The sequence below is a fragment of the Nocardia alni genome (assembly GCF_019038435.1).
Lineage (GTDB): Bacteria > Actinomycetota > Actinomycetes > Mycobacteriales > Mycobacteriaceae > Nocardia > Nocardia alni.
The window spans coordinates 1-416 of record NZ_JAGPOX010000371.1 but is presented as its reverse complement, the minus strand read 5'-3'; the positions used below and the strand labels follow the sequence as shown (position 1 = coordinate 416).

At 41.3% G+C, this 416-nt stretch carries 1 protein-coding gene; it reads right to left on the bottom strand.

Annotation, left to right across the window (positions count from 1 at the left end; genetic code table 11):
- Positions 1-416 (bottom strand): hypothetical protein (locus JZ791_RS44380; RefSeq protein ID WP_216904000.1); only part of this gene is annotated, 416 nt, incomplete at both ends.

The following is a 416-nucleotide window of genomic DNA, read 5'->3' as shown; positions in this document are numbered from 1 at the left end:
CCAAGCGGCTCATCTGTCGGCTTAGTTGATTGATTCGCCAAGTAATACTGTGCGAAATCCACCAAAGTACTGCCGACATGATGGTAAATAATAAGACTGTGCCTGAAAATAGATTAAACCATGCCATCAAAGGGCGTTCAGGGCTAAGAATGCGATTTTCGTACCATAAAGAATAGCCAAGTGTGCTATTGACCACAATGTGGGTGGGTGATGGTGCAAAGATTTGGCTAATCCATGGTGGATTAGGCACAAGCGTTTCAGGCAAGTCGGTATTTTCGGTTTGTAGCATCAGCCGCCCTTGAGAATCATACAGCCCAATTTTGGCATTCAAGCTTTCATCAAAAATATCAAAACTTTTTTTGATAACAACCAAAGAAAATCTCGCCTGAAGCAAATTATTTTTAGCTGATAAAGTG